This is a genomic window from Pseudomonas sp. DCB_BI, from assembly GCF_026240995.1.
Lineage (GTDB): Bacteria > Pseudomonadota > Gammaproteobacteria > Pseudomonadales > Pseudomonadaceae > Aquipseudomonas.
The window spans coordinates 288,999-312,459 of the sequence record NZ_JAPFCG010000003.1; the positions used below are offsets into that span (position 1 = coordinate 288,999).

At 63.3% G+C, this 23,461-nt stretch carries 20 protein-coding genes; 18 read left to right on the plus strand and 2 right to left on the minus strand.

Annotated elements, in window-relative coordinates; genetic code table 11:
- Nucleotides 1-22 precede the first annotated feature (22 nt).
- The 4 genes from OO258_RS05260 (at nt 23) to OO258_RS05275 (ending at nt 2,683) form a co-directional block, all read left to right on the plus strand.
- Nucleotides 23-1,033, plus strand: a complete 1,011-nt coding sequence (locus OO258_RS05260) for a class 1 fructose-bisphosphatase (protein WP_110745120.1) — start codon at nt 23-25, stop codon at nt 1,031-1,033.
- A 3-nt stretch (nt 1,034-1,036) separates the two neighbouring features.
- A complete protein-coding gene (locus OO258_RS05265; protein ID WP_266029089.1) occupies nt 1,037-1,633 on the plus strand; it encodes a DUF924 family protein in 597 nt (198 codons plus the stop codon).
- 226 nt (nt 1,634-1,859) lie between these two features.
- Nucleotides 1,860-2,114 (plus strand): outer membrane protein assembly factor BamE domain-containing protein, encoded by a 255-nt coding sequence (gene bamE, locus OO258_RS05270; protein WP_266029090.1) that lies wholly within the window; start codon nt 1,860-1,862, stop codon nt 2,112-2,114.
- A complete protein-coding gene (locus OO258_RS05275) occupies nt 2,111-2,683 on the plus strand; it encodes a lipocalin family protein (protein WP_266029091.1) in 573 nt (190 codons plus the stop codon). Before bamE ends, OO258_RS05275 begins: the two co-directional genes overlap by 4 nt.
- 152 nt (nt 2,684-2,835) lie before the next feature.
- On the opposite strand, the gene OO258_RS05280 is transcribed toward OO258_RS05275, so the two are convergent.
- Nucleotides 2,836-4,200, minus strand: a complete 1,365-nt coding sequence (locus OO258_RS05280; protein ID WP_266029092.1) for a formimidoylglutamate deiminase — start codon at nt 4,198-4,200, stop codon at nt 2,836-2,838.
- Between the two features lie 145 nt (nt 4,201-4,345).
- On the opposite strand from OO258_RS05280, the gene hutC reads away from it, so the two are divergent.
- The 14 genes from hutC to OO258_RS05350 all read left to right on the plus strand — a co-directional run bounded on the left by hutC (nt 4,346) and on the right by OO258_RS05350 (nt 21,735).
- On the plus strand, nt 4,346-5,056 hold the full coding sequence (gene hutC, locus OO258_RS05285; RefSeq protein ID WP_266029121.1) for a histidine utilization repressor: 711 nt from the start codon (nt 4,346-4,348) through the stop codon (nt 5,054-5,056).
- Nucleotides 5,053-5,625: a HutD family protein gene (locus tag OO258_RS05290; protein ID WP_266029093.1), complete on the plus strand. Its 573-nt coding sequence runs from the start codon at nt 5,053-5,055 to the stop codon at nt 5,623-5,625. The genes hutC and OO258_RS05290 overlap by 4 nt, the downstream gene beginning before the upstream one ends.
- Before the next feature lie 201 nt (nt 5,626-5,826).
- On the plus strand, nt 5,827-7,500 hold the full coding sequence (hutU, locus tag OO258_RS05295; RefSeq protein ID WP_110745113.1) for a urocanate hydratase: 1,674 nt from the start codon (nt 5,827-5,829) through the stop codon (nt 7,498-7,500).
- Between the two features lie 108 nt (nt 7,501-7,608).
- Nucleotides 7,609-9,141 (plus strand): histidine ammonia-lyase, encoded by a 1,533-nt coding sequence (gene hutH / locus OO258_RS05300; protein ID WP_266029094.1) that lies wholly within the window; start codon nt 7,609-7,611, stop codon nt 9,139-9,141.
- Nucleotides 9,142-9,290: 149 nt separating this feature from the next.
- Nucleotides 9,291-10,694 carry an amino acid permease gene (locus OO258_RS05305; protein ID WP_266029095.1) on the plus strand — a complete coding sequence of 468 codons (1,404 nt, stop codon included), beginning with the start codon at nt 9,291-9,293 and terminating at the stop codon, nt 10,692-10,694.
- Between the two features lie 15 nt (nt 10,695-10,709).
- A complete protein-coding gene (hutI, locus tag OO258_RS05310; RefSeq protein ID WP_266029096.1) occupies nt 10,710-11,915 on the plus strand; it encodes an imidazolonepropionase in 1,206 nt (401 codons plus the stop codon).
- A gap of 10 nt (nt 11,916-11,925) precedes the next feature.
- Nucleotides 11,926-12,729 (plus strand): N-formylglutamate deformylase, encoded by an 804-nt coding sequence (hutG, locus tag OO258_RS05315; RefSeq protein ID WP_266029097.1) that lies wholly within the window; start codon nt 11,926-11,928, stop codon nt 12,727-12,729.
- A 227-nt stretch (nt 12,730-12,956) separates the two neighbouring features.
- Nucleotides 12,957-13,928: a prolyl aminopeptidase gene (gene pip, locus OO258_RS05320; protein ID WP_110745108.1), complete on the plus strand. Its 972-nt coding sequence runs from the start codon at nt 12,957-12,959 to the stop codon at nt 13,926-13,928.
- On the plus strand, nt 13,925-14,362 hold the full coding sequence (gene dtd, locus OO258_RS05325; protein WP_110745107.1) for a D-aminoacyl-tRNA deacylase: 438 nt from the start codon (nt 13,925-13,927) through the stop codon (nt 14,360-14,362). The genes pip and dtd overlap by 4 nt, the downstream gene beginning before the upstream one ends.
- Nucleotides 14,363-14,625: 263 nt before the next feature.
- Complete coding sequence (locus tag OO258_RS05330; protein ID WP_323054372.1) at nt 14,626-16,365, plus strand: glucan biosynthesis protein G; 1,740 nt, start codon at nt 14,626-14,628, stop codon at nt 16,363-16,365.
- Complete coding sequence (gene mdoH, locus OO258_RS05335; RefSeq protein ID WP_266029098.1) at nt 16,358-18,931, plus strand: glucans biosynthesis glucosyltransferase MdoH; 2,574 nt, start codon at nt 16,358-16,360, stop codon at nt 18,929-18,931. Before OO258_RS05330 ends, mdoH begins: the two co-directional genes overlap by 8 nt.
- A gap of 237 nt (nt 18,932-19,168) precedes the next feature.
- Nucleotides 19,169-19,966 (plus strand): transporter substrate-binding domain-containing protein, encoded by a 798-nt coding sequence (locus OO258_RS05340; RefSeq protein ID WP_110745191.1) that lies wholly within the window; start codon nt 19,169-19,171, stop codon nt 19,964-19,966.
- A gap of 79 nt (nt 19,967-20,045) precedes the next feature.
- Nucleotides 20,046-21,008, plus strand: coding sequence for an amino acid ABC transporter permease (locus OO258_RS05345; RefSeq protein WP_266029099.1), 963 nt, complete (start codon nt 20,046-20,048; stop codon nt 21,006-21,008).
- Complete coding sequence (locus OO258_RS05350) at nt 21,001-21,735, plus strand: amino acid ABC transporter ATP-binding protein (protein WP_003249271.1); 735 nt, start codon at nt 21,001-21,003, stop codon at nt 21,733-21,735. Before OO258_RS05345 ends, OO258_RS05350 begins: the two co-directional genes overlap by 8 nt.
- A gap of 63 nt (nt 21,736-21,798) precedes the next feature.
- Here OO258_RS05350 and OO258_RS05355 read toward each other — a convergent pair whose 3' ends face one another.
- Nucleotides 21,799-23,376: a methyl-accepting chemotaxis protein gene (locus OO258_RS05355; RefSeq protein ID WP_266029100.1), complete on the minus strand. Its 1,578-nt coding sequence runs from the start codon at nt 23,374-23,376 to the stop codon at nt 21,799-21,801.
- Nucleotides 23,377-23,461 lie beyond the last annotated feature (85 nt).

The window sequence follows — 23,461 nt, forward strand, 5'->3', positions numbered from 1 at the left end:
CCCCATCCATTCGGAGCCATACATGTCCCGCGTTACCCTGAGTCGCTATCTGATTGAGCAGACCCGCAGCAACAATACCCCTGCCGATCTGCGCTTCCTGATCGAAGTGGTGGCGCGTGCGTGCAAGGAAATCAGCCATCACGTGTCCAAGGGCGCCCTTGGCGGTGTGCTGGGCAGCATGGGCACTGAAAACGTGCAGGGCGAGGTCCAGAAGAAACTGGACGTGATTTCCAACGATATCCTGCTGGAAGCCAACGAGTGGGGCGGCCACCTGGCCGGCATGGCGTCCGAAGAAATGGACAATGCCTACCAGATCCCGGGCAAGTACCCGAAAGGCGCCTACCTGCTGGTCTTCGACCCACTGGACGGTTCGTCGAACATCGACGTGAACGTGTCGGTCGGCACCATCTTCTCGGTACTGCGTTGCCCTAACGAGTACCTGAGCCAGAACGAAACCCTGAACGAAAACGCCTTCCTGCAGCCAGGCACCCAGCAGGTCGCCGCCGGCTATGCCATTTATGGCCCGCAGACCATGTTGATCCTGACCCTGGGCAATGGCGTCAAGGGCTTCACCCTGGACCGCGAGCTGGGCAGCTTCGTGCTGACTCACGAAAACATTCGCGTGCCAGAAACCACCGCCGAGTTCGCCATCAACATGTCCAACCAGCGCCACTGGGAAGCCCCGGTACAGCGTTACGTGGGCGAGCTGCTGGCAGGCGAGACCGGCCCGCTGAAGAAGAACTACAACATGCGCTGGATCGCCTCGATGGTGGCCGACGTCCACCGCATCCTGACCCGTGGCGGCCTGTTCATGTACCCACGTGACGCGCGCGAGCCGAGCAAGCCGGGCAAGCTGCGCCTCATGTACGAAGCCAACCCGATGTCGTTCATCATCGAACAGGCCGGTGGCGCCTCTACCGACGGTTACAATCGCATCCTCGACATCAAGCCAGAGGGCCTGCACCAGCGCGTGGCAGTCTTCCTTGGTTCGAAGGAAGAGGTAGAGCGCGCAACCGCGTACCACAAGGAGTAAGTCATGCTCGCACCTTGGCAGCCGTTGCTGGAATGGTGGTTCGGTTGGGGCACCAGTGCCCAGGCCGTGGCTGACGAGAAGAGCACGCTGTGGTTCGGCAAGCATCACGACGCCGATGCCCATGCGTTGTTTGGTGAGCTGGTCGAGCAAGCCCTGGCGGGCGGGCTCGATGAGTGGCAGCAAACCCCGCAGGGCTGGCTGGGCCTGCTCATCTTGCTGGACCAGCTGCCACGCATGATCTACCGCGACACGCCGCGCGCCTTCGAGGGCGACCGGCGTGCCCAGGTGGTGGCCATGCAAGGCCTGCAGAAGAACTGGGATTACCAGTTGCTGCCGATCCAGCGGGTTTTCGTATTGCTGGTGCTGGAGCATGCCGAGGTGCTGGACTGGCAGAACCTGTGCGTCGAGCGTTACCAGACCCTGCTGGACGAGCAGCCCGAGGCCAACCGCCGGCTGTTCGAAGGCTTTCTCGACTATGCCGAGCAGCACCAGCGGGTGATTGCCCGGTTCGGGCGTTTTCCGCATCGCAACCTGGTGCTGGAGCGCCCGAGTACCAGCGAAGAGATGGATTTTCTGCTGGAGCCCGGCTCCCGGTTCTGAGGTTGCAGGGGCCTGGTGCGCAGGCCGTCGTGACACAAGGCCGCCCCTAAATGGGGCGGCTTTTTATTGGGCGTTTGACTAATACTTTGTGATTAATCGCACAGTAGTGGCCATCCGACCAATGGTGTAGGGGTAAAGAGGGTGGGGAAGGGAACCCGGGAGGGATTTTCACGTCGAAGGTCACTGCAGGCCACTCGCCTGTCTCATCTCTCCAGGAGTGTCCTTCATGTCGTTGCGTTCCCTCGCCCTGTTGTCGCTGTGCGTCTTCCTGACTGCCTGCAGCAAGATCAACCAGGAAAACTATTCCAAGATCAAGGCCGGTATGAACAAGGCCGAGGTCGAGCAGTTGCTCGGCACGCCGACCGAGTGTTCTGGCGCGTTGGGCATGAGCAGCTGCACCTGGGGGGACGAGAAGAGCTTCATCAGCGTGCAGTACGCAGCTGACAAAGTACTGATGTATTCAGGGCAGGGTCTCAAATGAGGCGTGCGTACCTGCTGATGGGGGTATGCCTGGCGTTGCTGCTGGGCGGTTGTGCAGGCTCCGTGCACGACCCTCTGGCGCCGAAAACCGCCGGCAATGTCGACCTCAAGCGTTACCAAGGCAAATGGTACGAATTGGCGCGCCTGCCCATGCGCTACCAGGAAGGCTGCGAGCAGTCCGAGGCCCATTACAACCTCAAGCCCGATGGCAGCTACGGCGTGCTTAACCGCTGCCGTACCATGGGTGACGAATGGCTGCGCGCTGAAGGGCATGCGAATATCCAGGAGCCGGGGCACACCGACAAGCTGTGGGTCGAGTTCGATAACTGGTTTACCAAGCTGGTGCCAGGCGTGGCCCGGGGTGAGTACTGGATTCTTTATGTGGACGACCACTACCGTACGGCCATCGTTGGCAGCCCGGACCGCAAATACCTTTGGATTCTATCGCGCACGCCGACATTGCCGGCCTGGCAACGCGAGAACCTGCTGTCCAGGGCGCGGCAGCAGGGTTATGACACCAGCCGCTTGATCTGGCGGGCGTCCGATCAGCAAATAGTCAAAATGCACTGAGTTTTCTGGGGTTGCGTCGCAACCCGTCGTGGGCAAAAGCCCGCCCCCGCAGATCCTGCGCTGAACCGTGGACTGCCCCGAAAGTTTTGGGGGCAGTCCAATCTGTGGGAGCGGGCTTGCCCGCGAAGGGCTGCAACGCAGCCCCGGTACACTCAGCCCAAAAGCTGGCGCAACACCTGGGCAAATGCCCGCCCGCTTTCTTCTTCCTGCCCATGCCGCCCTTGGCGCACCACCCACCGGCCATTCACCATCACGTCGCGCACCTGGCGATCGCCGCCGGCAAACAGCCAGCGGTTGAGAATGGCATCGCCATCCGCCATGGCGATGTATGGGTCCTGCCCGTCGAGTACCAGCCAGTCGGCACGCTTGCCCACCGCCAACTCGCCGACCGCCTGCCCCAGCGCCTGCGCACCACCAGCCAGCGCCGCGTCATACAGCGTGCGCCCGACCATCGGCTGGTCGCTGCGGTGCAGGCGGTTGCGCCGCTGGTCACGCAGGCGCTGGCCATATTCCAGCCAACGCAGCTCCTCCACCACGCTCAACGACACGTGGCTGTCCGAACCAATGCCCATGCGCCCGCCCTGCGCCAAGTAGTCCACGGCCGGAAAAATTCCGTCGCCCAGATTGGCCTCGGTAGTCAGGCACAGCCCAGCCACCGCACCGCTGCGAGCCATGGCCGTTACTTCATCGCTTTCGGCGTGGGTGGCGTGCACCAGGCACCAGCGCCGGTCCACGTCCACATGCTCGTACAGCCACTGCAGCGGGCGCAGGCCGCTCCAGGCCAGGCAGTCGTCCACTTCCTTCTGCTGTTCGGCGATGTGGATATGCACCGGGCAGTGCTTGTCGCTTGCCGCCAGTACCTCGGTGATCTGCCCGGGTGTCACTGCCCGCAGCGAGTGGAAGCACAGGCCCAGTTGCTGCGCGGGTTGCGCGGCCAGCACGGGGGCGAGCTGTGCCTGCAACTGCAAGTAGTGTTCGGTGGAGTTGATGAAGCGACGCTGCCCGTCATTCGGTGGCAGGCCGCCAAAGCCGGCATGGCTGTACAGCACCGGCAGCAAGGTCAGGCCGATGCCGCTGTCGGCTGCAGCGGCGCTGATGCGGCGCGACAGCTCGGCCAGGTCGGCGTAGCGCTTGCCGGCCTGGTCATGGTGCACATAATGGAATTCGGCGACCGAGGTGTAGCCGGCCTTGAGCATCTCGATGTACAGCTGGCGGGCGATGACTTGCAACTGCTCCGGGCTGATCTGCCCGACCAGGCGGTACATCAGGTCGCGCCAGGTCCAGAAGCTGTCGTTGGGGTTGCCGGCGACTTCCGCCAGCCCCGCCATGGCACGCTGGAAGGCATGCGAGTGCAGGTTGGGCATACCCGGTAGCAGTGGCCCGGCCAGGCGCTCGGCACCTTCAGCCGAGGCGCCTGCCTGGATACTCGTCACATGACCATCACTGGCGACCTCGATGCGGACGTGGCTGGCCCAGCCCGTGGGCAGCAGGGCGCGTTCGGCGAAGTAGGCGGGCATCGGTACAAATCCTGTTATTGTTAACTTGTATATACATATACAGCCGTTTGCCTGCCGGGTAAACTGCGGCAAGCTACCGCTCATTCCATTTGCACAAGGATCCACCGCCGTGCCGACACCTCCTGTCTCCGCGCTGGTTGCCCAAATGGGCGAGGGCCCGGCGCCGCTGTACGCTCGGGTCAAACAGATGATCATCCAGCAGATCGACAATGGCAGCTGGCCGCCGCATCACCGGGTGCCCTCGGAGAGCGAACTGGTCAACGAACTGGGCTTCAGCCGCATGACCATCAACCGCGCCCTGCGCGAACTCACCGCCGAAGGCCTGTTGGTGCGCATGCAAGGGGTCGGTACCTTCGTAGCCGAGCCCAAGGGCCGTTCGGCGTTGTTCGAGGTCAACAACATTGCCGACGAAATCGCCGCGCGCGGGCATCAGCATAGCTGCCAGGTGATCACGCTCACCGAGGAAGCGGCCGGCTCCGAACGGGCTCTGGCTCTGGACATGCGTGAAGGCCAGCGGGTCTTCCACTCGCTGATCGTGCATTTCGAGAACGGCGTGCCCGTACAGATCGAGGACCGCTACGTCAACGCAGCCATCGCCCCTGACTATCTCAAGCAGGATTTCACGCGGCAGACGCCGTATGCCTATCTGTCCCAGGTGGCGCCGCTGACCGAGGGCGAGCACGTGGTCGAAGCGATTCTCGCCGAGCCGGACGAGTGCCGGCTTCTGCAGATCGAGCGCGGCGAGCCTTGCCTGCTGATTCGCCGTCGTACCTGGTCCGGTCGCCAGCCGGTGACCGCTGCACGGTTGATCCACCCCGGTTCCCGTCATCGCCTGGAAGGACGTTTCAGCAAATGAGTCGGCTGCAGTTGTTGCGTGCGCAGGATTACCCGCGCATGCCGTGGAAGAACGGTGGCGGTTTCACCGAGGAGATTACCCGCGACAGTGGCGAGGGCCTGGACGGTTTTGGCTGGCGCCTGTCGATTGCCGATATCCAGGAGTCGGGGGGCTTTTCCACGTTCGCCGGCTACCAGCGGATCATCACCGTGCTGCAGGGCGACGGCATGCGCCTGCTGGTCGATGGCCAAGCCAGTCGGCCATTGCTGGCGTTCGATGCGTTTGCCTTCAGCGGCGAGAGCCAGGTCAGTTGCAAGTTGCTGGGTGGGGCGATTCGCGATTTCAACCTGATCTATGCACCGCAGCGGTATCGGGCGCGGTTGCAGTGGCTGGATGGCACCAGCCGGGTGTACAGCTCGGCGTCGACGGTTTTGTTGTTTGCTGCCAGCAGCCTGGTCGAAGTCACTATTGCCGGGCGCGAGACGCAGCGGTTGGGGTTGTTCGATTGCTTGCGGCTGGAAGGCAATGATGAATTGCTGGGACTTGTGGTGCAGGGGCGGTGCTGCCTCATCGAACTTGTTGGGCGCTGAAGGTTCGGCGGTAGGTTTTTGGCGCCTGTGAGATCGAGCGCCGCGCGGGCGGCGCTCGATATGGGCCCCACCCGGAAACCCAAGCCAGGAGCGCACAGTTCCGATAATTTTGGTTGTCCGTGCTTGTACATACAAGTAAAGGTGTGTTTGTATATTGACCACGACATACCCGCCCGCGGACGACCGCAGAGGACCTTTCCCGTGACTGACAACAACAAATACCGTGACGTTGAAATCCGTGCCCCACGTGGCAACAAGCTGACCGCCAAAAGCTGGCTGACCGAAGCGCCACTGCGCATGCTGATGAACAACCTCGACCCGCAGGTCGCGGAAAACCCCAAGGAACTGGTGGTATACGGCGGTATCGGCCGCGCCGCGCGCAACTGGGCCTGCTACGACAAGATCGTCGAAACCCTGACCCGCCTGGAAGACGATGAAACCCTGTTGGTGCAGTCGGGCAAGCCGGTCGGTGTGTTCAAGACCCACAGCAACGCACCGCGCGTGCTGATCGCCAACTCCAACCTGGTGCCACACTGGGCCAACTGGGAACACTTCAACGAACTCGACGCCAAGGGCCTGGCCATGTACGGCCAGATGACCGCCGGCAGCTGGATCTACATCGGCAGCCAGGGCATCGTCCAGGGCACCTATGAAACCTTCGTCGAAGCCGGTCGCCAGCACTACGGCGGCAGCCTGAAAGGCAAGTGGGTACTCACCGCTGGCCTGGGTGGCATGGGCGGCGCCCAGCCACTGGCCGCGACCCTGGCCGGGGCTTGCTCGCTGAACATCGAATGCCAGCAGAGCCGTATCGACTTCCGCCTGGAAACCCGCTACGTCGACGAGCAGGCCACAGATCTCGACGACGCCCTGGCACGCATCGCCAAGTACACCGCCGAGGGCAAGGCCATTTCCATTGCCCTGCACGGTAACGCCGCCGAAATCCTGCCCGAGCTGGTCAAGCGGGGCGTACGCCCGGACATGGTCACCGACCAGACCAGCGCCCACGATCCGCTGAACGGCTACCTGCCAGCAGGCTGGACCTGGGAACAGTACCGCGACCGCGCGCAGACCGAACCAGCGGCAGTGGTCAAGGCCGCCAAGCAGTCGATGGCCGTGCACGTGCAGGCCATGCTCGACTTCCAGAAGCAGGGTATCCCGACCTTCGACTACGGCAACAACATCCGCCAGATGGCCAAGGAAGAGGGCGTAGCCAATGCCTTCGACTTCCCTGGCTTCGTCCCGGCCTACATCCGCCCCCTGTTCTGCCGCGGTATTGGCCCGTTCCGCTGGGCGGCACTGTCCGGCGATGCCGAAGATATCTACAAGACCGACGCCAAGGTCAAGGAACTGATCCCCGACGACGCCCACCTGCACCGCTGGCTGGACATGGCCCGCGAGCGCATCAGCTTCCAGGGCCTGCCGGCACGTATCTGCTGGGTAGGGCTGGGCCTGCGCGCCAAGCTGGGCCTGGCGTTCAACGAAATGGTCCGCAGCGGCGAGCTGTCGGCACCGGTGGTGATCGGCCGTGACCACCTCGACTCCGGCTCGGTATCCAGCCCGAACCGCGAAACCGAGGCCATGCGTGATGGTTCGGACGCTGTCTCCGACTGGCCGCTGCTCAACGCCCTGCTGAACACCGCAGGCGGCGCCACCTGGGTCTCGCTGCACCACGGCGGTGGCGTGGGCATGGGCTTCTCGCAGCACTCGGGCATGGTCATCGTCTGCGACGGTACCGATGAAGCCGCCGCGCGTATCGCCCGGGTACTGACCAACGACCCAGGGACCGGTGTCATGCGTCACGCCGATGCCGGTTATGACATCGCCATCGACTGCGCCAAGGAGCAGGGCCTGGACCTGCCGATGATCACTGGCTGATCACCACGCTTTGGATCGCACCCTGCAAGGGGTGATACTGAACAACAAGAAGGAGCGCGCAGGTACCCACGAGCGGGTCTGCGGCTCCACGCGATTTGGAGTAGTAACGTGACCGAACTCACCCTCAAGCCCGGCACCCTGACCCTGGCCCAGCTGCGCGCGATCCATGCTGCGCCCGTGCGCCTGCAACTGGATGCCAGCGCCGCGCCGGCCATCGACGCCAGCGTTGCCTGTGTCGAGCAGATCATTGCCGAAGACCGCACCGCCTACGGCATCAACACCGGTTTTGGCCTGCTGGCCTCGACCCGCATCGCCAGCCACGACCTGGAAAACCTGCAGCGCTCGCTGGTGCTGTCCCACGCCGCCGGTATCGGCGCGCCGCTGGATGACGACCTGGTGCGGTTGATCATGGTGCTGAAAATCAACAGCCTCAGCCGTGGTTTCTCCGGTATTCGTCGCAAAGTCATCGACGCACTGATCACCCTGGTCAACGCCGAAGTCTACCCGCACATCCCGCTCAAAGGCTCGGTGGGTGCTTCCGGTGACCTGGCGCCGCTGGCGCACATGTCGCTGGTGCTGTTGGGCGAAGGCAAGGCCCGCTACAAGGGTCAGTGGCTATCGGCCACCGAAGCGCTGGCGGTTGCAGGGCTGGAACCGCTTACGTTGGCTGCAAAAGAGGGCCTGGCCCTGCTCAACGGTACCCAGGCGTCCACCGCCTATGCCCTGCGTGGCCTGTTCCATGCCGAAGACTTGTACGCTGCGGCCATCGCCTGCGGTGGCCTGAGCGTCGAAGCCGTATTGGGCTCGCGTTCGCCGTTCGATGCACGTATTCACGAAGCACGTGGCCAACGCGGTCAGATCGACACCGCCGCCTGCTTCCGCGACCTGCTGGGCGATGCCAGCGAAGTCTCGCTGTCGCACAAAAACTGCGACAAGGTCCAGGACCCGTACTCGCTGCGCTGCCAGCCGCAAGTCATGGGCGCCTGCCTGACCCAACTGCGCCAGGCCGCCGAGGTACTGGGCATCGAGGCCAATGCCGTATCCGACAACCCGCTGGTATTCGCTGCCGAAGGTGATGTGATCTCCGGCGGCAACTTCCACGCCGAACCGGTGGCCATGGCCGCCGACAACCTGGCCCTGGCCATTGCCGAAATCGGTTCGCTCAGCGAGCGCCGCATCTCGCTGATGATGGACAAGCACATGTCCCAACTGCCGCCGTTCCTGGTGGAAAACGGTGGGGTCAACTCGGGCTTCATGATCGCCCAGGTTACCGCTGCGGCCCTGGCCAGCGAGAACAAGGCCCTGTCGCACCCGCACAGCGTCGACAGCCTGCCGACCTCGGCCAACCAGGAAGACCACGTGTCGATGGCCCCGGCCGCCGGCAAGCGTCTGTGGGAAATGGCCGAAAACACCCGCGGCGTGCTGGCCATCGAATGGCTGGGCGCCTGCCAGGGCCTGGACCTGCGCAAAGGCCTGAAAACGTCGACCAAACTGGAGAAAGCGCGCCAGGCGCTGCGCAGTGAAGTGCCGCACTACGACCGTGACCGCTTCTTTGCCCCAGACATCGAAAAGGCTGTGGAACTGTTGGCCAAGGGTAGTTTGACCGGTTTGCTGCCGGCAGGTGTGCTGCCAAGCCTGTAATGCCTCCCGGGGCCGTTGTGCGCCCCTTCGCGAGCAAAGCTCGCTCCTGCACGTCAACGCGTTGCCTGTGTAGAAGCGGGTTTGCCTGCGAGCTGGCTGCAAGGCAGCCCCTCGATCTCACGACCACAAAAACAATTTAAGGACGTGACATGCAACAAGCTCAAGGTCTCAAGCGCGGGCTAAGTGCCCGCCACATCCGTTTCATGGCACTCGGTTCCGCCATCGGTACCGGGCTGTTCTACGGCTCCGCCTCGGCTATCCAGATGGCCGGCCCGGCCGTGTTGCTGGCCTACCTGATCGGCGGCGCTGCGGTGTTCATGGTTATGCGCGCCCTGGGCGAAATGGCCGTGCACAACCCGGTGGCCGGCTCGTTCGGCCACTACGCCACGACCTACCTCGGCCCCATGGCCGGCTTTATCCTCGGCTGGACCTACGCCTTCGAGATGGTCATCGTCGCCATCGCCGACGTCACCGCCTTCGGTATCTACATGGGCTTCTGGTTCCCGGAAGTGGCCCGCTGGGTCTGGGTACTGGGCATCGTCTTCCTGATCGGCGGCCTCAACCTGTGCAACGTCAAGGTGTTCGGCGAAATGGAATTCTGGCTGTCGCTGCTCAAGGTCGGCGCCATCGTGGCGATGATCCTGGCCGGCCTCGGCATCATGGCCTTCGGCTTCAGCCAGGTGGGTGCCGGGCATGCCGTGGGGGTGAGCAACCTGTTTGACCATGGCGGCTTCATGCCCAATGGCGTAGGCGGCCTGATCGCGTCGTTTGCCGTGGTGATGTTCGCCTTCGGCGGCATCGAGATCATCGGCGTCACTGCCGGTGAAGCCAAGGACCCGCAGCGCGTGATTCCCAAGGCGATCAACGCGGTGCCGCTGCGCATCCTGCTGTTCTACGTGCTCACCCTGTTCGTGCTGATGTGCCTGTACCCATGGCCGCAGATCGGCAGCCAGGGCAGCCCGTTCGTGCAGATCTTCAGCAATCTGGGCATCGGCTCGGCCGCCGCCGTGCTCAACGTCGTGGTGATTTCTGCGGCGATCTCCGCTATCAACAGCGACATCTTCGGCGCCGGCCGCATGATGTATGGCCTGGCCCAGCAAGGCCACGCCCCGCGCGGCTTCAGCCAGCTATCGAAGCATGGCGTGCCGTGGATGACCGTGCTGGTGATGGGCGCCGCGCTGCTCATCGGCGTGCTGCTGAACTACCTGATCCCGGAAAACGTATTCCTGCTGATTGCCTCGATCGCCACCTTCGCCACTGTATGGGTCTGGCTGATGATCCTGGTGACCCAGGTGGCCATGCGGCGCAGCATGAGCCGTGACGAAGCGGCCCAGCTGAAGTTCCCGGTACCGTTCTGGCCATATGGCCCGGCCATGGCCATTGCGTTCATGGTGTTCATCTTTGGCGTACTCGGCTACTTCCCGGACACCCAGGCGGCATTGATCGTCGGTGTGGTCTGGGTGGTGTTCCTGGTGGCGTCCTACCTGCTGTGGTGCAAGCCGCGTGCAGGGCAGGGCACCCCGGCAGCAGCCCCGGCCGAGCTGCACCGCTAGCAAAGGAGACTGTGCATGAGAACCCTGTGGCAGCACTGCCATGTGGCAACCATGGCCGATGGCCGTTACTCGGCCATCGAAGACGCGGCCATCGTCACCAACGCCGGGCTGATCGAGTGGATCGGCCCACGCGCCGGGCTGGCGCCGGTCAACGCTGAGCGCACGGTGGACCTGGGCGGCGCCTGGGTCACCCCGGGGCTGATCGACTGCCACACCCACGCGGTGTTCGGTGGCAACCGCAGCGGCGAGTTCGAGCAGCGCCTGCAGGGCGTCAGCTATGCCGAAATCGCGGCTAACGGCGGCGGCATCGCCAGTACCGTGCGGGCCACCCGTGCGGCCAGCGAGGACGAGCTGTTCGCCAGTGCGCGCCAGCGGGTCCAGGCCTTGATGCGTGATGGCGTGACCACGCTCGAGATCAAGTCCGGCTACGGCCTGGACTTGGCCAACGAGCGCAAAATGCTGCGTGTGGCCCGGCGGCTTGCCGACGAGCTGCCGCTGGCGGTGCACGCAACCTGCCTGGCCGCGCACGCTCTGCCACCGGAATACGCCGGCCGCGCCGACGACTACATCGCGCATATCTGCGATGAAATGCTGCCAGCGCTGGCCGCTGAAGGCCTTGTGGACGCGGTGGATGCGTTCTGCGAACACCTGGCGTTTTCACCCGCGCAGGTCGAGCGGCTGTTCATCAAGGCGCGCGAACTGGGCCTGCCGGTCAAGCTCCACGCCGAACAGCTGTCGTCGCTGCACGGCTCCAGCCTGGCGGCGCGCTACCAGGCGTTGTCCGCAGACCATCTGGAGTTCATGACCGAAGAAGACGCCATCGCCATGGCTGCAGCCGGCACGGTCGCTGTGCTGCTGCCGGGCGCGTTCTACTTCTTGCGCGAAACCCAGTTGCCGCCGATGGATGCGTTGCGCCGTCATGGGGTGAAGATTGCCCTCGCCAGCGACCTCAATCCTGGCACCTCGCCAGGGCTGTCGCTGCGCTTGATGCTGAACATGGGCTGTACCTGCTTCCGCCTGACCCCGGAAGAGGCCCTTGCCGGCGTTACCGTGCACGCTGCCACGGCGCTGGGCCTGGGCGACAGCCACGGCTCGCTGGAGGTAGGCAAGGTTGCCGACTTCGTCGCCTGGCAGATCGAACGCCCCGCCGACCTGGCCTACTGGCTGGGCGGCGACCTGCCCAAGCGCGTAGTGCGCAAGGGCCATGAAATTTCCAAATGAGCGAGGCACGATGGACAAGGTACTGAGTTTTCACCAAGGCCGCCTGCCGCTGCTGATCAGCATGCCGCACGCCGGCCTGCGCCTGAGCGACGCGGTGCGTGACGGCCTGGTCGAGCCAGCGCGCAGCCTGCCGGACACTGACTGGCATATCCCCCGGTTGTACGATTTTGCCCGTGACATGGGCGCTAGCGTGTTGTCGGCGGAGTACTCGCGCTTCGTCATCGACCTGAACCGCCCGGATGATGACAAGCCACTGTATGCCGGGGCTACCACCGGCCTGTACCCGGCCACGTTGTTCGAGGGCGAGCCGTTGTTCAAGGCCGGGCAGGCGCCGAGCAGCGACCAGCGCAAGCAGTACCTGGAGCAGATCTGGCGCCCTTACCACGACACCCTCCGCAACGAGCTGGATCGCCTGCGCGAGCAATTTGGCTATGCGTTGCTGTGGGATGCGCACTCCATCCGTTCGGTGATCCCGCACCTGTTCGACGGCAAGCTGCCTGACTTCAACCTCGGCACCTTCAACGGCGCCAGTTGTGACCCGGCGCTGGCCGAGCGCTTGCAGGCCGTATGTGCCGAAGCACAGGGCTACAGCCATGTGCTCAATGGTCGATTCAAGGGTGGGCATATCACCCGGTACTACGGTGATCCGGACCACAACATCCACGCGGTACAACTGGAGCTGGCGCAGAGCACCTACATGGATGAAGTGGCGCCGTTCACCTATCGCGAACCATTGGCGCAGCCTACCCAGTCGGTTTTGCGCCGCCTGCTGGAAACGACCCTGCAGTGGGGGCATGAGCGCTACGGGCGATAAAGCGCCGCTCTCAAGGCGGGTACAGCGCCTGCAGGTGCTGGTCAGGTTCGGAGGTTGCAGGTTTGGCCGGGTCGGGCGTCGGGGGATCACCTGTTGATGGGTTCTCCGGTGTCATTGGGCCCTGTCCGTGAGCTGCTCATAAGATGATGTTGCTTAGACACATGCTCTAAGGGCAATTCAGGTTTATGATGGCCAACGGTCGAACCAAACCTCACACGGAGTGCGCAATGCAGACCCTGTACCCGCAGATCAAACCCTACGCCCGGCACGATCTGGCCGTGGAAGCGCCGCATGTGCTGTATGTCGACGAAAGCGGCTCGCCAGAAGGTCTGCCAGTGGTGTTCATCCACGGTGGGCCAGGCGCCGGTTGCGACGCCCAGAGCCGTTGCTACTTCGACCCTACGCTGTATCGCATCATCACCTTCGACCAGCGCGGCTGTGGCCGCTCCACGCCGCACGCCAGCCTGGAGAACAACACCACCTGGCACCTGGTCGAAGACCTGGAACGCATCCGCGAGCACCTGGGGATCGACAAGTGGGTGCTGTTCGGCGGCTCGTGGGGCTCGACCCTGGCCCTGGCCTACGCCCAGACCTACCCCGAGCGAGTGCATGGCCTGATCCTGCGTGGCATCTTCCTGTGCCGGCCGCAGGAAATCGAGTGGTTCTACCAGGAAGGCGCCAGTCGCATGTTCCCGGATTACTGGCAGGACTACATTGCACCGATTCCACCGGAAGAGCGCGGTGACCTGGTCAAGGCCTTCCACAAGCGCCTTACCGGCAATGACCAGATCGCCCAGATGCACGCAGCCAAGGCCTGGTCCACCTGGGAAGGCCGTACCGCCACCCTGCGCCCCAACCCGCTGGTGGTCGACCGCTTCTCCGAGCCACAGCGGGCGCTGTCGATTGCGCGTATCGAATGCCACTACTTCATGAACAACGCGTTCCTCGAACCGGACCAGCTGATTCGCGACCTGCCGAAGATCGCCCACCTGCCGGCGGTGATCGTGCACGGCCGCTACGACGTGATCTGCCCCCTGGACAACGCTTGGGCGCTGCACCAGGCCTGGCCGAACAGCGAACTGAAAGTGATCCGTGACGCTGGGCACGCGGCTTCCGAGCCTGGCATTACCGACGCCCTGGTGCGCGCCGCCGACCAGATGGCCCGCCGCCTGCTTGACCTGCCGCTGGAAGAAGCATGAGGGGGTTGTTGCAGCGCGTGCGTGGTGCGCGGGTCGAAGTGGGGGGAGAGGTGGTCGGCGCCATCGACCAGGGTTTGCTGGTGCTGGTGGCGGTCGAGCCTGAAGATTCCCGCGAAAAGGCCGACAAGCTGTTGCACAAGCTGCTGAACTACCGGGTATTCAGCGACGAGCAGGGCAAGATGAACCTGTCGCTCAAGGATGTCGGGGGCGGTTTGTTGCTGGTGTCGCAGTTCACCTTGGCGGCGGACACCCGCAACGGCATGCGCCCGAGCTTTTCGACGGCTGCGCCACCGGCCCTGGGCGCCGATTTGTTCGACTATCTTTTGCAGCAAGCGAAGGCTCGGCACACCGACGTGGCCAGCGGACAATTCGGTGCAGATATGCAAGTGCACCTGGTCAATGATGGCCCTGTGACTTTTATGTTACAAATTTGAGCTCGAAAAACCCCTCGTTTCTGGGAAAACAAGGGGTTTTGTACGATAAATAGTTGTTCCAGCCTGATGCGTTGTCACGCGACCTGCTGGATAATCGCGCGCTGCATGGACCTGCGTTCGCAGGTTCGTTTCACTCTGACTCGAGCATTGTCTGGATCCGTTTGGGGAATCATTACGCCCTCACGGGGTCCGAACAGTGCTCGCCAACCCGGCATTTGTCGCTGGCCGTTGGTTTCATGATCTGTTTTCGGCGAGGGTTGCTCGTGATTGTTAGTCCCCATAAAGCATCAAGAATCCCCGGCGTCCGGCTGCGCAAGGCCCTGATCGCCAGCGTGGCACTGGTCGGCCTGATGAGCGCGGGCCAGCTGTGGGCATTCAATCTTGACGATGTTGCAGCCAAGGCAAAGGATCTGGCCGGCCAGAAGTACGAAGCACCGAAAAGCAATCTGCCGGCGGTTTTCCGTGACATGAAATTCGCCGACTACCAGAAAATCCGCTTCCTGCAAGACAAAGCGGAGTGGGCCAAGGACAAGACCCCGTTCAAGCTTTCCTTCTATCACCAGGGCATGCATTTCGACACCCCGGTGAAAATCAACGAAGTGACCGCCACCAAGGTGGAAGAAATCAAGTACGACCCGAGCCGCTTCGAGTTCGGTGACGTGCCACACGACCCGGAAACCACCAAGAACCTGGGTTACGCCGGTTTCCGCGTGCTTTACCCGATCAACAAGGCCGACAAGCAGGACGAGATCATGACCCTGCTTGGCGCCAGCTATTTCCGCGTGGTCGGCAAGGGGCATGTGTACGGCCTGTCGGCTCGTGGCCTGGCTATCGACACCGCGCTGCCATCGGGCGAGGAGTTCCCGCGCTTCACCGAGTTCTGGGTAGAAAAACCCAAGCCGGCCGACAAGCACCTGGTGATCTACGCCCTGCTCGACTCGCCGCGCTCCGCCGGTGCCTACAAGCTGACCCTGCGCCCTGGCAACGACACCGTCGTGGACGTGGAGTCGCGTGTGTTCCTGCGTGACCACGTCAGCCGCCTGGGCATCGCCCCGCTGACCAGCATGTATCTGTTCGGCCCCAACCAGCCATCCAAGGTCCTCAACTATCGTCCGGCCCTGCATGACTCCGAAGGCCTGTCGATTCATGCCGGCAACGGCGAGTGGCTGTGGCGCCCGCTGAACAATCCGAAACACCTGGCCGTGAGCAACTTCAGTGTCGAGAACCCGCGTGGTTTCGGCCTGATGCAGCGTCAGCGCGCCTTCAGCGACTACGAAGACCTCGACGACAACTACCAGAAGCGCCCGAGCGCCTGGATCGAGCCGAAGGGTGACTGGGGCAAGGGTACCGTCGATCTGGTCGAGATCCCGACCGCCGACGAGACCAACGACAACATCGTGGCCTTCTGGAGCCCTGAAAAGCTGCCGGAGGCTGGCAAGCCGATCGAGTACGCCTACCGCCTGCACTGGACCATCGACGAGCCGAAGTTCCAGGCCTCCGAGCTGGGCTGGGTCAAGCAGACCCTGCGCTCCACCGGTGACGTCAAACAGTCCAACCTGATCCGCCAGCCAGACGGCAGCGTGGCCTTCCTGGTCGACTTCGCCGGCCCGGCCCTGGCCGCTCTGCCGGAAGATACCGCCCTGCGCAGCCAGATCAGCGTTGACGGCAACGCCGAGGTGGTCGAGAACAATCTGCGCTATAACCCAGAGACCAAGGGCTGGCGCCTGACCCTGCGGCTGAAGGTGAAGGAAGCCAACAAGTCGACCGAAATGCGTGCCGCGCTGGTACGTGACGTGCCGGTCGAACCTGCCAAGCCCGCCCAGGACGCCAAGCAGGACAAGGCCGCAGCCAAGCACGCCAAGGCCGAGAAAACCGCCAAGGCCGAGCAGCCTGCCAAGGCCGAACAACCCGCCGCCGATGCGGCATCCACCAACGGGACCCCGGCCACCACCGAGCAGGTGCTGACCGAGACCTGGAGCTATCAGTTGCCTGCCGATGAGTAACTCAAGCGCAAGGCCAGTCTCGCTTGGCGAGTACCTGGCTCACCTACCACTGAGTGACGAGCAACGGGCAGAGCTTGCCAGTTGCACGTCGTTCGGTGAGTTGCACCAACGCCTGGCGGCCAACCCGGCCGCCAACTCCGCCGAGGCCGTGCAGGCTTCGGTGGGCCCGCGCCTTACCGTAGGCAGCGCTGCCGAGCTGGAGGACGCCGAAATGCTCGGCGTCGATGGCAGCGGCCGCCTGTGCCTGAAGATTGCTCCGCCGATCAAGCGTACCAAGGTCGTGCCCGAGCCGTGGCGCACCAACGTGCTGATCCGCATGTGGCGGCGCATGACCGGCCGCTCGAATCCGCCGCAGCCGCCCAAGCGCGAGCTGCCGCCGGCGCGCTGGCGTACGGTCGGTTCGATCCGCCGCTATATCCTGTTGGCTCTTATGATCGGCCAGACCATCGTTGCCGGCTGGTACATGAAGGGCATCCTGCCGTACCAGGGCTGGTCGTTCGTAGACCTCGACGAGGTCCTCAGCCAGCCGCTGTGGGACACCGTGGTGCAGGTGTGGCCGTATGCCTTGCAGACGTCCATCCTGATCCTCTTCGGTATCCTGTTCTGCTGGGTGTCGGCGGGCTTCTGGACCGCATTGATGGGCTTCCTCGAGTTGCTCACCGGGCGCGACAAGTACAAGATTTCCGGCAGCAGCGCCGGCAATGAGCCGATTGCGCCCGAGGCGCGTACCGCGCTGGTGATGCCGATCTGCAACGAAGACGTGCCTCGGGTGTTCGCCGGCCTGCGGGCGACGTTCGAGTCGGTAGCTGCCAGCGGCAACCTCGACCGTTTCGACTTCTTCGTGCTCAGCGACACCAACGACACCGATATCGCCGTGGCCGAGCAACAGGCCTGGCTGGACGTTTGCCGCGAAACCAAAGGTTTTGGCCGCATCTTCTACCGCCGCCGCCGGCGCCGGGTGAAGCGCAAGAGCGGTAACCTCGACGACTTCTGCCGTCGCTGGGGTGGCGAGTACAAGTACATGGTCGTGCTCGACGCCGACAGCGTCATGAGTGGCGAGTGCCTGAGCAGCCTGGTGCGCCTGATGGAGGCCAACCCGGACGCCGGCATCATCCAGACCGGGCCGAAAGCCTCGGGTATGGATACCCTGTACGCGCGCATGCAACAGTTCGCCACCCGCGTGTACGGCCCGCTGTTCACCGCCGGCCTGCACTTCTGGCAGTTGGGCGAGTCGCACTACTGGGGCCACAACGCGATCATCCGCATGAAGCCGTTCATCGAGCACTGCGCCCTGGCGCCGTTGCCGGGCAAGGGCGCGTTCGCCGGGGCAATCCTGTCCCACGACTTCGTCGAAGCCGCGCTGATGCGCCGTGCCGGCTGGGGCGTGTGGATCGCCTACGACCTGCCGGGTAGCTACGAAGAACTGCCGCCGAACCTGCTCGACGAGCTCAAGCGCGACCGCCGCTGGTGCCACGGTAACCTGATGAACTTCCGCCTGTTCCTGGTCAAGGGCATGCACCCGGTACACCGTGCGGTGTTCCTCACCGGGGTGATGTCGTACCTGTCGGCGCCGCTGTGGTTCCTGTTCCTGGTGCTGTCGACCGCGCTGCTGGCGACCAACACGCTGATGGAACCGCAGTATTTCATCGAGCCGTACCAGCTTTACCCGCTGTGGCCGCAGTGGCACCCAGAGAAGGCCGTGGCGCTGTTCTCCACCACCATCGTGCTGCTGTTCCTGCCCAAGCTGCTCAGCGTCATATTGATCTGGGCCAAGGGTGCCATCGAGTTCGGTGGGCGGATCAAGGTCACCCTGTCGATGCTCATGGAAATGCTGTTCTCCATGCTGCTTGCCCCGGTGCGCATGATCTTCCACACCCGCTTCGTACTGGCCGCATTTCTCGGCTGGGCCGCGACCTGGAACTCGCCACAGCGTGACGACGACTCCACCCCGTGGGGCGAAGCCGTGCGTCGGCATGGCCCTCAGACCTTGCTGGGCTTTGCCTGGGCAGGCCTGGTGGCGTGGCTGAACCCGAGTTTCCTGTGGTGGCTGGCGCCTATCGTTGGCTCGCTGGTGCTGTCGATCCCGGTGTCGGTGATTTCCAGCCGTACCCGTCTGGGCCTGGCGGCGAAGGACGAGAAGCTGTTCCTCATCCCTGAGGAATACGCCACCCCGCAGGAGCTGCTGGCCACCGACCAGTACACCCACGAGAACCGCTGGCATGCCCTGCATGACGGCTTCGTGCGTGCGGTGGTCGACCCACGGCAGAACGCCCTGGCCTGTGCCATGGCCACCGCCCGGCATGGCCAGGCTGCGCCGATCGAGGCACTGCGTGCCGAGCGCATTGCCAAGGCGATCGAAGTCGGGCCGAAAGGGCTGGACCTCAATACCCGCCTGGCCCTGCTCAGCGACCCGGTGGCATTGAGCCGCCTGCATGAACAGGTCTGGGCCGGGCACAATGCGGCGTGGATCGATGTGTGGCGCGCGTCGATCAAGAACGACCCTCATTCGCCGCTGTTGCCCCTGCATCCGGAGAATGAAGGCCAGCCGACCCTCGTCGGCGCCTGATCGGGCCTTTTCGGGGGTGAACCCGCTCCTACCAGGGATACACATTCCCTTGTAGGAGCGGGTTCACCCGCGAAGCTTTTTGGCCTAGCCCCCTCATTTTGGCCAACAAAGTCCCCCCGCGGCTCTAGGTCCACGGGCCGCCATGCGTTAGCATCCCTCTCCGATATGACTCATCGGCCAGTACGGCCGTGCCAACAATAAGATTCGCTACTTTTCTTGCTAGGGGACTTGGTGATGATCAAGAAATACCTTTCGCGGCTAATGGTCGGTGTCACCGCACTGGTCGCCGTGACGGCGGCTCAAGCGGGCGCCATCGATGACGCGGTCAAGCGCGGCACCTTGCGGGTGGGTATGGACCCAACCTACATGCCGTTCCAGATGACCAACAAACGTGGCGAGATCATCGGCTTCGAAGTCGATATCCTCAAAGCCATGGCCAAGTCCATGGGCGTGAAGTTCGAGGCAGTTTCCACTGCTTATGACGGCATCATCCCGGCCCTGCTGACCGACAAGTTCGACATGATCGGCAGCGGCATGACGCTTACCCAGGAACGCAACCTGCGCCTGAACTTCAGCGAGCCTTTCATCGTGGTTGGCCAGACCCTGCTGATCCGCAAGGAGCTGGCTGGCGAGATCAAGTCGTACAAGGACCTGAACAACGAGAAGTACCGCCTGACCTCCAAGCTTGGCACCACCGGCGAAATGGTGTCCAAGAAGCTGATCAGCAAAGCCAAGTACCACGGTTACGACAACGAACAGGAAGCCGTGATGGATGTGGTCAATGGCAAGGCCGACGCCTTTGTCTATGACGCGCCGTACAACGTGGTGGCGGTAGACAAAGCCGGTGCTGGCAAGCTGCTGTTCCTCGAAGAACCCTTCACCTACGAGCCGCTGGCCTTCGGCCTGAAAAAAGGCGACTACGACAGCATCAACTTCATCAACAACTTCCTGCACCAGATCAAGCACGACGGGACCTACGATCGTATTCACGACAAGTGGTTCAAGAACAAGGACTGGCTGAAGGAAATGGAATAAGGCCAAGGCCACAAGCCCGGCTTTATGACCCCGACGCGCAGGCAAACCCTGCGCGTTCGCATTTACGGAAGTACCCCACGTGATCAAACACAAGAAAGCCCAGTGGCCCTGGCATGGGTTGACTGCCCTGGTCCTGGTGGGCCTGGCGTTCAGCCTGTACATGGCCACCTCGATGATTTCCTACGAGTGGCGCTGGAACCGCGTACCCCAGTACTTCGCGTACAAGGCTGAGGAAACCCAGCGCGCCTCTGGCTACGGTACCGTGCAGGAAATCGTCATCTCCGGCGATAGCGCCCGCGTCACGCTGAAGGACGAAAGCGGTGCCGAGCAAGTGCTCGATGTGGACAAGGACAGCCTGCAACTGAGCCGTGGCGACGATGTCGCCGAAGGCGACCAGATTGGTGTAACCCGCCATTGGGCGGCAGGTCCGCTAGCCTGGGGCCTGTGGACCACGTTGTGGATCTCGGTGGTATCCGGGGCGTTCGGCCTGGTGATCGGCCTGTTCGCGGGCCTGTGCCGGTTGTCGAACAACCCGACCCTGCGCGACCTCTCGACCGTGTACGTCGAACTGGTGCGCGGCACACCGTTGCTGGTGCAGATCTTCATCTTCTACTTCTTCATCGGTACCGTGCTCAACCTGTCCCGCGAGTTCGCCGGGGTGGCGGCGCTGGCGCTGTTCACCGGCGCCTACGTGGCCGAAATCGTGCGGGCTGGCGTGCAGTCGATTGCCAAGGGCCAGAATGAGGCTGCTCGTTCGCTGGGCCTGAACGCTAGCCAGTCGATGCGCCACGTGATCCTGCCGCAGGCGTTCAAGCGCGTGCTGCCGCCGCTGGCCGGCCAGTTCATCAGCCTGGTCAAGGACACCTCGCTGGTGTCGGTGATCGCCATCACCGAGCTCACCAAGAGCGGCCGTGAGGCCATCACCACGTCGTTCTCTACCTTCGAGATCTGGTTCTGCGTGGCAGGCCTGTACTTGCTGATCAACCTGCCGCTGTCGCACATTGCCAGCCGGCTTGAGCGGAGGCTTGCGCAAAGTGATTGAAGTCCGTGATTTGCTGAAAGTCTTCGACACCCGTGGCCAGGTGGTCAGGGCTGTGGATAACGTCACCACGCAGGTCGCCAAGGGCGAAGTGGTGGTGGTGCTGGGCCCGTCTGGGTCGGGCAAGTCGACCTTTCTGCGTTGCCTCAACGGCCTGGAGCATTTCGACCAAGGCCATGTGGCCATCGATGGCTTGCAACTGGCCGACCCCAAGACCGACATCAATGCCTACCGCCGCGAAGTCGGCATGGTGTTCCAGCACTTCAACCTGTTCCCGCACATGACCGTGCTGGAAAACCTGTGCCTGGCACAGAAGGTGGTGCGCAAGCGCAACAAGGCTGACCGCGAGGCCAAGGCCCGGGCGCTGCTGGAAAAGGTCGGCATCGCGCAGAAGGCCAATGAATTCCCGTCCCGGCTTTCTGGCGGCCAGCAGCAACGGGTAGCCATTGCCCGGGCCCTGGCCATGGACCCGAAAGTGATGCTGTTCGACGAGCCCACCTCGGCGCTTGACCCGGAAATGGTCGGTGAGGTGCTGGACGTGATGAAGACCCTGGCCCAGGAAGGCATGACCATGGTTTGTGTCACCCACGAAATGGGCTTTGCCCGCGAAGTGGCGGACCGGGTGCTGTTCTTCGACCACGGCAAACTGCTGGAAGATTCAGCCCCGGCCGCGTTCTTCGCTGCGCCGAAAGACCCACGCGCACAGGCATTCCTGCGCCAGGTGCTGTAAGCGCACTGGCCTCTTCGTGGAGTTACCCTCGAAGAGGCCCGGCCGGGCGATCGTTGGGTCAGATCACAGCCTGAACCGCCCAACCAGCCCTTGCAGATGGGTGCCCAACCGCGCCAGTTCCACGCTGGAGCTGGCTGTCTCCTCACTGGCCGCCGAGGTCTGGTCGGAAATATCCCGCACATTCATCACGCTGCGGTTGATCTCCTCGGCCACCGCCGTCTGCTCCTCTGCCGCCGTTGCAATCTGCTGGTTCATCGCCTGGATCGACGACACCGTACGGGTGATGGTTTCCAGCGAGCTGCCTGCACGACGGGTCAGCTCGACGCTGCTGTCGGTCAGCTGGCGGCTGTTGTCCATCACGCTGGCCACCCGTTGGGTACCGCTTTGCAGGCCGGCAATGAGTTCTTCGATCTCTTCGGTCGATTGCTGGGTGCGCTGAGCCAAACTGCGCACTTCATCGGCAACCACGGCAAAGCCACGCCCGGCCTCGCCGGCGCGGGCGGCCTCGATCGCCGCGTTGAGGGCCAGCAGGTTGGTCTGCTGGGCCACCGACTTGATCACGTCGAGCACGCTGCCGATCTTGTCGCTTTCGGCCTTGAGCTGGTTCATCGCTTCGCTGGAATTGACCACTTCACCGGCCAGGCGCTCGATCTGGGCAACGGCCTCACCCACTACACGGTCACCTTCACGGGCTTGCTGGTCCGCCATCAAGGCGGCTTCCGAGGCCTGCTCGGCGTTGCGGGCCACCTCGTGGACGGTAGCGGTCATCTGGTTCATGGCAGTCGCCACCTGGTCGGTCTCGACCTTCTGGTTATTGACCCCGGCGCTGGTCTGCTCGGTAACGGCCGACAGCTGCTCGGCAGCGCTGGCGATCTGTGTGACGCCGTCGCCAATGCCGCCGATCAGTTCGCGCAGGCCCTGGGTCATGCGCTGCATGCTGGCTTGCAACTGGCCTAGCTCGTCGCGGCGGTCCACCTGCAAGTTCAGGGTAAGGTCGCCACTGGCCACGCGTTCAGCAGCGCGCAGGGTATGGCGCAAGGGGATGATGATCTGCCGGGTGATGGCCCAGGCTGCCAGCAAGCCGAGGACCAGTGCCAACGCGGTAGCCGCAGCCAGCAGGGTCTTGGCGTTGGCTGCGCCAGCATCGCGCACCTCGGTTTGTGAGGCGGTCATCGCCTGGCTGGTCTGCAGCAGTACCGTGCCTTGTTCGGCCATGCGCCGCAGGGCTTGCTCAGTGGCGTCGGGATCAGCCGCAGATTGCTTGAGGTCAGCGAAAGCCTGCCGATATCCGCTTACCGCTGTCATTTGCTGCCGAAGGCGCTGCTGGTCCTCGGGTTTTTCGATCTGGCCAAGCATCAACTGGACCTGGCGCTCAAGGTTGTTCAACGCCTTTTCCAGCTCTGCTACGGCTGCATTGTCACGGTTGCGTTCGTAGTGTTGGCGGGCAATGCGCAATTCCTGGGTGTACTGATGAATCACCGAGATATTGCCCAGCTTGTCACCTCGATCAATGATGCTATCCATGCCCATCCAACCCGTAAGGGTAATGGCCAGGGTCAACAGCAGCACCAGGCCAAAGCCCAGCCCCAGTTTGCGATTGACGCTCACATTGCCCATCGATTGGGCTAACCATTGATACATGTACGACTCCCCGGCGGCTTGGCAGCACAAATAGTTGTTGTGTTGCCAAGGCCATCGGCCCGGGAGAAGGAAACTTGATGGGCGA

Coding starts and splice junctions, on each gene's coding strand:
- hutG (WP_266029097.1), top strand. CDS start 11,926: ATGGACAAGGTACTGAGTTTTCACCAAGGCCGCCTGCCGCTGCTGATC.
- hutC (WP_266029121.1), top strand. CDS start 4,346: ATGGGCGAGGGCCCGGCGCCGCTGTACGCTCGGGTCAAACAGATGATC.
- mdoH (WP_266029098.1), top strand. CDS start 16,358: ATGAGTAACTCAAGCGCAAGGCCAGTCTCGCTTGGCGAGTACCTGGCT.
- OO258_RS05305 (WP_266029095.1), top strand. CDS start 9,291: ATGCAACAAGCTCAAGGTCTCAAGCGCGGGCTAAGTGCCCGCCACATC.
- OO258_RS05275 (WP_266029091.1), top strand. CDS start 2,111: ATGAGGCGTGCGTACCTGCTGATGGGGGTATGCCTGGCGTTGCTGCTG.
- OO258_RS05355 (WP_266029100.1), bottom strand. CDS start 23,376: ATGTATCAATGGTTAGCCCAATCGATGGGCAATGTGAGCGTCAATCGC.
- OO258_RS05280 (WP_266029092.1), bottom strand. CDS start 4,200: ATGCCCGCCTACTTCGCCGAACGCGCCCTGCTGCCCACGGGCTGGGCC.
- pip (WP_110745108.1), top strand. CDS start 12,957: ATGCAGACCCTGTACCCGCAGATCAAACCCTACGCCCGGCACGATCTG.
- dtd (WP_110745107.1), top strand. CDS start 13,925: ATGAGGGGGTTGTTGCAGCGCGTGCGTGGTGCGCGGGTCGAAGTGGGG.
- bamE (WP_266029090.1), top strand. CDS start 1,860: ATGTCGTTGCGTTCCCTCGCCCTGTTGTCGCTGTGCGTCTTCCTGACT.
- OO258_RS05290 (WP_266029093.1), top strand. CDS start 5,053: ATGAGTCGGCTGCAGTTGTTGCGTGCGCAGGATTACCCGCGCATGCCG.
- hutI (WP_266029096.1), top strand. CDS start 10,710: ATGAGAACCCTGTGGCAGCACTGCCATGTGGCAACCATGGCCGATGGC.
- OO258_RS05265 (WP_266029089.1), top strand. CDS start 1,037: ATGCTCGCACCTTGGCAGCCGTTGCTGGAATGGTGGTTCGGTTGGGGC.
- OO258_RS05260 (WP_110745120.1), top strand. CDS start 23: ATGTCCCGCGTTACCCTGAGTCGCTATCTGATTGAGCAGACCCGCAGC.